Annotated in this window: 9 protein-coding genes; 6 read left to right on the forward strand and 3 right to left on the reverse strand. The window is 66.7% G+C overall.

Translation table 11 applies throughout. The features are described 5' to 3' along the window. Window positions 1-88: 88 nt before the first annotated feature. From FJU11_RS17975 to flgF, 3 genes are read right to left on the reverse strand one after another with little or no spacing between them, the layout of a single operon-like run. Window positions 89-607, reverse strand: coding sequence for a hypothetical protein (locus FJU11_RS17975; protein WP_141168452.1), 519 nt, complete (start codon window positions 605-607; stop codon window positions 89-91). A 37-nt stretch (window positions 608-644) separates the two neighbouring features. Next, window positions 645-2,003 carry a flagellar protein export ATPase FliI gene (gene fliI / locus FJU11_RS17980; RefSeq protein WP_141168453.1) on the reverse strand — a complete coding sequence of 453 codons (1,359 nt, stop codon included), beginning with the start codon at window positions 2,001-2,003 and terminating at the stop codon, window positions 645-647. A 17-nt stretch (window positions 2,004-2,020) separates the two neighbouring features. Then, on the reverse strand, window positions 2,021-2,746 hold the full coding sequence (flgF, locus tag FJU11_RS17985) for a flagellar basal-body rod protein FlgF (protein ID WP_141168454.1): 726 nt from the start codon (window positions 2,744-2,746) through the stop codon (window positions 2,021-2,023). Window positions 2,747-2,987: 241 nt separating this feature from the next. Here flgF and motA point away from each other — a divergent pair, with 241 nt between their 5' ends. The 6 genes from motA (at window position 2,988) to FJU11_RS18015 (ending at window position 8,178) form a co-directional block, all read left to right on the forward strand. Next, window positions 2,988-3,860 carry a flagellar motor stator protein MotA gene (gene motA, locus FJU11_RS17990; protein WP_141168455.1) on the forward strand — a complete coding sequence of 291 codons (873 nt, stop codon included), beginning with the start codon at window positions 2,988-2,990 and terminating at the stop codon, window positions 3,858-3,860. Window positions 3,861-3,865: 5 nt separating this feature from the next. Next, window positions 3,866-4,807 carry a FliM/FliN family flagellar motor switch protein gene (locus FJU11_RS17995; RefSeq protein ID WP_235891098.1) on the forward strand — a complete coding sequence of 314 codons (942 nt, stop codon included), beginning with the start codon at window positions 3,866-3,868 and terminating at the stop codon, window positions 4,805-4,807. A 46-nt stretch (window positions 4,808-4,853) separates the two neighbouring features. Continuing rightward, window positions 4,854-5,432 carry a flagellar motor switch protein FliN gene (fliN, locus tag FJU11_RS18000; protein ID WP_141168457.1) on the forward strand — a complete coding sequence of 193 codons (579 nt, stop codon included), beginning with the start codon at window positions 4,854-4,856 and terminating at the stop codon, window positions 5,430-5,432. Between the two features lie 67 nt (window positions 5,433-5,499). Then, window positions 5,500-6,525, forward strand: coding sequence for a flagellar motor switch protein FliG (locus tag FJU11_RS18005; RefSeq protein WP_141168458.1), 1,026 nt, complete (start codon window positions 5,500-5,502; stop codon window positions 6,523-6,525). 98 nt (window positions 6,526-6,623) lie between these two features. Further along, window positions 6,624-7,709 carry a flagellar biosynthesis protein FlhB gene (gene flhB, locus FJU11_RS18010; RefSeq protein ID WP_141168459.1) on the forward strand — a complete coding sequence of 362 codons (1,086 nt, stop codon included), beginning with the start codon at window positions 6,624-6,626 and terminating at the stop codon, window positions 7,707-7,709. Between the two features lie 16 nt (window positions 7,710-7,725). Then, window positions 7,726-8,178 (forward strand): hypothetical protein, encoded by a 453-nt coding sequence (locus FJU11_RS18015; RefSeq protein ID WP_141168460.1) that lies wholly within the window; start codon window positions 7,726-7,728, stop codon window positions 8,176-8,178. The last annotated feature ends 101 nt before the right edge of the window (window positions 8,179-8,279 follow it).

Raw genomic sequence — 8,279 nt, forward strand, 5'->3', positions numbered from 1 at the left:
ACCGTACCACCAGTACGCTCGTCGCCATCCGTCTCGGTCCTGACGCAAACAGGGTCGGCAGAGCGTTTCCGTATAAACCTGAAAGGCTCTATCGGGCGTCCGCGGTGAGAACGTCGCCGTGCGAGGTGACGATCGAAAAACCGTCCTTGGCCCGGTCGATGCGGTCGATACGGCTGCCGTCGGGCAGTTCCGAACCGATGGAAACGAGGTAGAGCGACTGCGAATCGGCAATCAGCGCCTGGCCGCCGGCGACGTGGACGAGATGAAAGGGTCGCGGCGGGAAAGGCTGGTCGGGATCGTCGCCGGCGACATTCGCATGCGGCTCGCGCATGGGTTTCAACTCGGGTATCGCGGCGGTCGTCATCGGATCGAGCGAGGGGATCGCGGCGCTCGCCTCGTGGCGCAGCCGGTCGATACCCGGCGTGCCGCGGAGGTCGCTCGCGTGGTCGTTGCCTGAAAGGCGCAGCGAGCCGTCGTTGCGGATGCCGAGCCCGTGCCCGCCGATCACCGCGTACCACGGCAGGAAGGCGGCAAGGGCGGCAAGGGCGAAGCCGGCGAGGGTCAGCACCGCCTCGCCGGTGAGGAGGCCCTTGCGCCCGGTCCTCATGGATGCCTTCTCGCGTCGGGAAAAAAGTCGCATGGCCTTACGCTCCGTTCTGTCCGGCGGCCTGCTTCAGCGCGCCCGCGAGATCGTCGAACGCGTTCGGGGCGGGGCCGTCGGCCGGGGTCTGCTTGAGCGCCTCGTAGATCACCGGAACCTGCTTGATCGCCATGTCGAGGTCGGGATCGGCGCCGGCGCGGTATCCGCCGATCATGCGCAGGTCGCGCGTTTCCTCGAAGCGATGGATCAGCGTCTTCAGGCGCGAGACGAGCGCTTCCTCGCCGTCCTGCCATGCCTTGCGGGCAAGCCGGGAGACCGAGGCGAGGGGGTCGACGGGGGGATAGCGACCGGATTCGGCGAGCGAGCGATCGAGCACGATGTGCCCGTCGAGGATGCCGCGCGCGCTGTCGGAGATCGGGTCGTTGTGGTTGTCGCCGTCGACGAGAATGGAAATGATCGCCGTGATCGTGCCGGCATCGGCGGCACCCGGTCCGGTACGTTCGAGAAGGCGCGGCAGTTCGGCGAAGACGGATGCAGGGTAGCCACGCGCGACCGGCGCCTCGCCGGCGGCCATGCCGACCTCGCGCAGCGCATGGGCGAAGCGCGTGACGCTGTCGATGATGAAGAGCACGTTCTCGCCGGCGTCGCGAAAGTGCTCGGCGATGGTGACGGCCGTCAGCGACGCCATCTTGCGCATCATCGGGCTTTCGTCGCTCGTCGCCACGACGGCGATCGACTTTTCCATGTTGTCGCCGAGCGTTTCCTCGATGAACTCGCGAACCTCGCGGCCGCGTTCGCCGACGAGCGCGATGACGCAGCGGTCGAAGCTTTCCGCCCGCGTCAGCATCGAGAGCAGCGTCGACTTGCCGACGCCCGAACCGGCGAAGACGCCGAGGCGCTGGCCGAGACACAAAGGTGTGAAGACGTCGATGGCACGTACGCCGGTACGAAAGCCGCTTTCCACGCGCCGGCGCGTCATCGAAGCCGGCGGCGAGGCGGTGATCGTTCGCGGTGTCGCGCCCTCGACGAGCGGCCCCTTTGCGTCGATCGGCCTGCCGAGGGCGTCGATCGCCCGGCCGGACCACGAACCGTGCGGCGCGACGGTGAAGCCGCCGCGGCGAAAGACCGTCTCGCCGATGCCGACCGGGGCATCCGGCTCGATGGGGCAGATGGTGGCGGCGTCCGGCTCGACGCGCACGACTTCGCCGAGATGTTCTTCGCCGCCGCTCATGCGCGCGACGAACTCGCCGATGCGCACGTGCCGCGAAAGGCCGGAAACGGCGTAGTGGCCGGGCGATACGCTGTAGACGCGTCCGCCGCGGGCCGTTTCGGTGCGCACTGCCTGCGCGGCGATGCCCGCCAGCGCTTCGAGGTGCGGCGATGTGAAGGCTGCGTCTTCCATTCGATCCGCCGGAGCGTTCAGGAGGAGCCGCCGATCATGCGCACGGCCTGAGCGAGCGAACGGTCGGTGAGCTTGTCGGCGCCGGCGGCGTTGTCGAAGGCGCGCTGGACCTGGATCAGCTTCGTCATCTCGGCGACGGGATTGACGTTCGAGCCTTCGACATAGCCCTGCATGACGGCGTCGCCGCTGCGGTCGACGATCGGCTCGACGGCGCCCTTGGCGAGGACCCCGGAATTCTCGAAGCGGGAGTAGCCGCCGGAAAGATCCGCCGAATAAAGGCCGATCGCGCCGCGCAGCTGCCCGTCCTGATGGATCGAACCGTCCGTGCCGACGCTCGGCGTGCCGCCGTTCGGGTCGAGCTGGATCGGCGCGCCGCCGGCGTCGAGTACGGGATAGCCGCGCGTCGAGACGAGGTCGCCGGCCGGCGTCATCGAAAAGCGCCCGTCACGCGTCAGCACCTGGCCCGCAGGCGTGTCGAGCGCGAACCAGCCGTCGCCCTTGACGGCGAAGTCGAGATCGTTGCCGGTCTGCTCCAACGAACCGCTTTGCGTCGAAAGGAAATCCTTGCCGCTCGAGACGTAGGAAACGTCGGCGGTGCGCGAGCGCGAGACGAGCTGATCGAACTTCACCTGCGTCGCGCGGAAGCCGGCGGTGCCGGAATTGGCGACGTTGTCGGCGATCGTCGTCAGCCGCTTTTCAAGCGCGAGCTGCGATGAAAGGGAAACGTAGAGCGCGGACTGCACGGGAAGGCGGGCCTCCTGGCGAAAACGATCGGCGGGAACGTACGGTCCCGACCATACGCCGGAACGTGGCACTCCTGCCTTGCGCGAGGCTGGTTCGTCCGAACGGCCGGCGCTGCTTTCCGCTTGCGCCTTCACGCGCAGCCCGACCCTGCAACCTCACGCAAAGCCTTGCCTTACAGCCTCACGCAAGGCTGGCGGCCTAGGCATGGTGCAACCCACGGGCAACAGGGGTACTACGCGCATGAACATCCTTCTCGGCCTCGTCGTGACGCTCGGCTGCATCATCGGCGGCTTCATGTTCATGGGCGGTCACGTGGAGGTGCTGATCCAGCCGGCGGAATTCATCGTCATCGGCGGGGCCGCGATCGGCGGCTTCATCATGGCGAACCCCATGAAGACCATCAAGGACACCGGCAAGGCGCTCGGCGAGGCGTTGAAAAACGCGGTTCCGAAGGAGCGCCAGTACCTCGACACGCTGAGCGTGCTCTACGCGCTGATGCGCGACCTTCGCACCAAGTCGCGCACCGAGATCGAGGGTCACATCGACAATCCGGAAGAATCGGAAATCTTCCAGGCGGCACCGACGGTCCTCAAGAACAAGGATCTCACCTCCTTCATCTGCGACTATGTCCGCCTCATCATCATCGGCAATGCCCGTCCGCACGAGATCGAGGCGTTGATGGACGAAGAGATCCACACGATGTCGCGCGACAAGCTGAAATGCTATCAGGCGATGTCGAACATGTCCGACGCCTGCCCGGCGATCGGTATCGTCGCCGCCGTGCTCGGCGTGATCCACGCCATGGGTGCGATCAACCAGTCGCCGGAAGTGCTCGGCGGGCTGATCGGCGCGGCGCTCGTCGGCACGTTCTTCGGCATCTTCCTTTCCTATTGCGCCGTCACGCCGCTCGCCCACAACATCAAGCTCGTGCGCGACAAGCAGAACCGCATCTACGTCATCGTCAAGCAGACGCTGCTCGCCTACATGAACGGCTCCGTGCCGCAGGTGGCGCTCGAGCACGGTCGCAAGACGATCTCTTCCTACGAACGTCCATCGATCGACGCCGTCGAGCAGGAAATGCTCAATCCCGGCGGCGACTCGAAGGCCGCGTGAGCGCGATGGACGAACCCTTTCCGTCCGAACACGCCGGCTTTGACGCCAGGCTTCTCGCCCGCATGACCAATCGCGTCAGCGCGAGGCAGGCTCTGACGCAAAAGGCCGACGCGCTCGCGGCCGACCTCGCGCCGGTGCTGGCCCGCGCGATCGGCGGCCTTACCGGCGCGCGCGCCGACGCGAAAGCGAAGCCGTGCGGCTTCGGCACGGGCGTGGAGCTTGCTTCCGGCTTCCTCCCGCGCGGGGTTCGTGCGCTTGCCGGCATCGATGGCTTCGCGCGCGACTTCGTGCTCGCGGCCGAGAGCGGCTTCGTCGTCACGCTCGCCGAAACCCTGCTCGGCGGCAGTGGCGGGGCGGGCGGAGCGCGTGAACCTTCGCCGGTCGAGATCGATATCGCCGCCGTCCTCTTCGAGGAGATGGCGGGCGCACTCGTCGCACGCATCCGCGACGTCGGGGGACGCAGCGAGGTCGCGGCCCCTCGTTCGGGCGTGCTCGTCGAGGAAAAGGACGCATGTGCGCAGCAGCCCTGCGTGCTCCTCGCCTTCGAGATCGTTCTGGAGGGATCGAGCGCGACCATCGGTTTCATCGTGCCGGAAGCGGCCCTCGAAGCGACCGAGATCCTCTGCGACGAGACGGCGGCGCCCCAGAAAATGCGCGAGGCGCCCGCGCCGGAATGGGCCGATCGGCTTTCGCGCCGCGTCTCCGGCTCGCAGATCACGCTGACGGCGCGCCTGAAACTCGAACGCTCCACGCTCGGCGAGATCGCCGATCTTGCGCCCGGCGACGTGCTGCGCTTTGCCGACCCCGGCGCGCTGAACGTCTTCCTGCATGCACGCGACCGGACGATCGGCGAATGCGAACTCGGCCGTTCCGGCGAGCGCTACATGCTGCGTCTGAAGGACGGAGAGAGCCTCGAGGCCGGGATCGTACGCGAGGCGTCCGAATGAAGGGCGTGGCAGGCCCGGCGCAAGCTTCGCATGGGAAAACACGACCATGACCAGCGACAACGCAGCCGAAGCGGTGCAGGATACGACGAAACCGGACGAGGTGGCGGCGAACGTGGTTCCCGACGATCCGGATCTGGAACCGGGTGCCGGCGACGCCGAACTGGACGAGGCGATCGGCGAGCTTCGCGGCGTTCTCAAGAAGGATGCCGAGGGCCTCGGCGACGAAGGCGCGGCCCCCGCGGCGGCATCGGCGAAACACATGGACGGACGGAACGGAATGAGCGCACGGGCGGCGAGCGAGGAAACATTCGCGGATTTCGGCACGGCGGACGAAGCGCATGCCGGCGACGATGCCGCATCGGCGATCGGCCGTCCGTCGCATATGGGGCGCATCAAGGATATTCCGGTGGACGTCGAGGTGCTTCTCGGCACCAGCCGCATGCCGGTTTCCGCCCTGATGCAGCTCGGCGAAGGCTCCACCATCGCGCTCGACCGCAAGATCGGCGAACCCGTCGAGATCACCGTCAACGGACACCTGCTCGGCCACGGCGAGATCACCGTACTCGACGAGGACGAATCCCGCTTCGGCATCCGCCTGATCGATCTCGTCGGCGACAAGGGCTGACGTTCGGCCCGTAGAAGGAACCCGCCGACATCGCAGCCAGCGCCGCAGCGCACTTTCAGGAGGCATTATGCAGGACACGCAATTCGCCGCGAAAAGGACGCTGACGCGTTCCGACAAGGCCGCCGCGATCCTGCTTGCGATGGGCAAGCCGGTGGCGGGCAAGCTCTTGAAGTTCTTCGAAGAGGCCGAACTCCAGACGATCATCAAGCGTGCGCAGACGCTGCGCTCGGTACCGCCGGACGAACTGGAAAAGCTCGTCGCCGAGTTCGAGGACATCTTCACCGAAGGTGCCGGGCTCATGGACAACGCCCGCGTGATGGAAGGCATCCTCGAGGAGGGCCTCGCCCCCGATCAGGTCGACGGCCTTCTCGGCCGGCGCGTGCCGGCGCTCACCAATACGCTTTCGGTCTGGGAACGGCTCGAACAGATGGATCCGGTCTCGCTGGCCCCCTTCTTCGCGGAGGAGAGCGCGCAGACGGTCGCCTATATCGTCTCGAAGGTTTCCGCCGAAGCCTCCGGCAAGATCGTCATGGTCCTGCCCGGCGAGCGGCGCGCGGAAATCCTGCACCGGGCGATCAACATGAAGCCGGTGAACGAGCGTGTGGCCTCGATCATCGAGGGTCGGCTTTCTGCCTTCCTGAGCGAGAACGAGCAGGCGGGCGCCGGCGGCGGTTCCGACAAGGTCGTCGGGCTGATGAATGCGCTCGACAAGCCCGAGGTCGACGAACTTCTGGGCGGCCTGGCGACGATCAGCAAGGCGGATGCGGAAAAGGTGCGCCCGCGCATCTTCCTCTTCGACGACCTCGTTTCCATGCCGCTCAAGAGCCGGATCACCCTCTTCAACGACATGGAGAGCGACACCTTGACGATGGCGCTGAAAAGCGCCCCGGAGCGCGTGCGAGAGGCCGTGCTTTCTGCGATCGGCGCACGCCAGCGCCGCATGATCGAATCCGAGCTCGGCGGCGACACGCCGGGCGACGCGAAGGCCGTCGCGGCCGCACGCCGGCGGGTCACGCAGGAAGCGATCCGCCTGGCGCGCGAGGGCGCGCTCACCCTGCGCGAGAGCGAAGGCGAACAGCAGGCCGCCGCCTGAGGCCGGATCGCCAAGGCCGGACGCCGATCCGCTCGAACGGTGAACGACCGGTCCGGGCACGATGAAGCGCCGGAAACGATCGAAAGGAAAGGGTCGTCGTGGCAGACGAGGAGGACAAGGAAAGCAAGACAGAAGACCCGAGCGAAAAGAAGATCCGCGACGCCATCGACAAGGGCAACGTACCCTTTTCGCGCGAGGCGCCGATCTTCGCCTCGGTGCTGGCGATCCTCGTCTATCTCGTCTTCTTCATGCCGTCCGGCGTCGACGACCTTTCCCGTACGCTGGGGGACGTGTTCCAGCACGCCGACGAACTGCCGCTTGCGAACGGCCGGGACGCACTGGCGCTCTTTCGCCAGCTCGCCATGGCGGTCGGCGCCTTTCTCCTGCCGGCGCTTGCGTTGATGATCGGCTTCGGGGTCGCCGCCGCCGTGCTCCAGAACGTGCCGCAGCCCGTCGTCGAGCGGATCCGCCCGAAGCTCTCGCACATCTCGCTCGCCAAGGGTTTCAAGCGCACCTTCGGTTCGCAGGGCCTCGTCGAGTTCGGGAAATCGCTCGCCAAGGTGCTCGTGACGGGTATCGCCGTCGCCATCGTGATGCGCAGCGACTTCTTCGCCGCGCTCGACGGTCTGCACACCGAACCCGGCGCGATCCTCACCGTCATGGCAAGCGACACCCGCCAGGTCCTGACCGTCATCCTGATCATCACCGCGCTGATCGCCGTCGCCGACATCTTCTGGCAGCGCTATCACTGGTTCACCGAACTGAAGATGACCAAGCAGGAGGTCAAGGACGAGTTCAAGCAGACCGACGGCGATCCGCTCGTGAAGTCGCGCCAGCGATCGCTGCAGCGCGACCGCGCGCGCCGGCGGATGATGGACGAGGTGTCGCGTTCGACGCTCGTCGTTGCCAATCCGACCCATTTCGCCGTGGCGCTTCGCTACGTACGCGAAGAGGGCGGTGCACCGGTCGTCGTCGCCAAGGGGCAGGACCTGATCGCGCTCAGGATCCGCGAGATCGCCGAGAAGAACGGCATTCCCGTCTTCGAGGATCCACCGCTCGCGCGCTCCATGTTTGCGCAAGTCTCGATCGATAGTTTCATTCCACCGATCTTCTACCAGGCGGTGGCGGAACTGGTGCAGAAGGTCTTCGCTGCCGATGCCGCCCACCGCCAACCACAGCCTTGAGCCACGGACGCCGCCCATGAAGCCCACGCCCGTTTCCGCCGAATGCGAGAAGATCGTCGCCGACGCCGTGCGGCCGGTGGCGAGCGAGCTGCGCATGCTCGACGCCGCCGAGCTGATCGCGCTCATCCGCTTCGAGCGGCGCGCCGAGCTCGACGATTTGGTGCGCGAGGCGGCGGATCTCTTCTTCATGCCGGGCACGGTGTGCCTTGGAACCGGGGGCGACTTCTTTCTGGAATGGCATGGCGAGCCGCGCATCACGCTCGACATCGAACTGAAGCTTGCCGGCGTCGACGTCTATTGCAGCCTGACGCTCAAGGACGAGACCGGTGCCGTCGAGGTCGCCCATGTCGATTTCGGCGATGCCCGCGGCAGTGTCGAGGACGATCCGGGCGAACCGGCACTGGCGAACGATCTCGCCAGAGCGCTTGCCATGGTCCGCTTCGACGCGCCGCGTGCGCTCAGCGCCTGAGGCGAGCGAGCGCTAGATGTGGAGCCTCAACAGGTTGTCCCGATCGAGACCGAGGCGGCTGATGGGCACGGTGTCGTTTATCCCGCCATGGGGACGGTGCC

It is taken from the genome of Pararhizobium mangrovi, assembly GCF_006516965.1.
GTDB classification, from domain to species: Bacteria; Pseudomonadota; Alphaproteobacteria; order Rhizobiales; family Rhizobiaceae; genus Pararhizobium_B; species Pararhizobium_B mangrovi.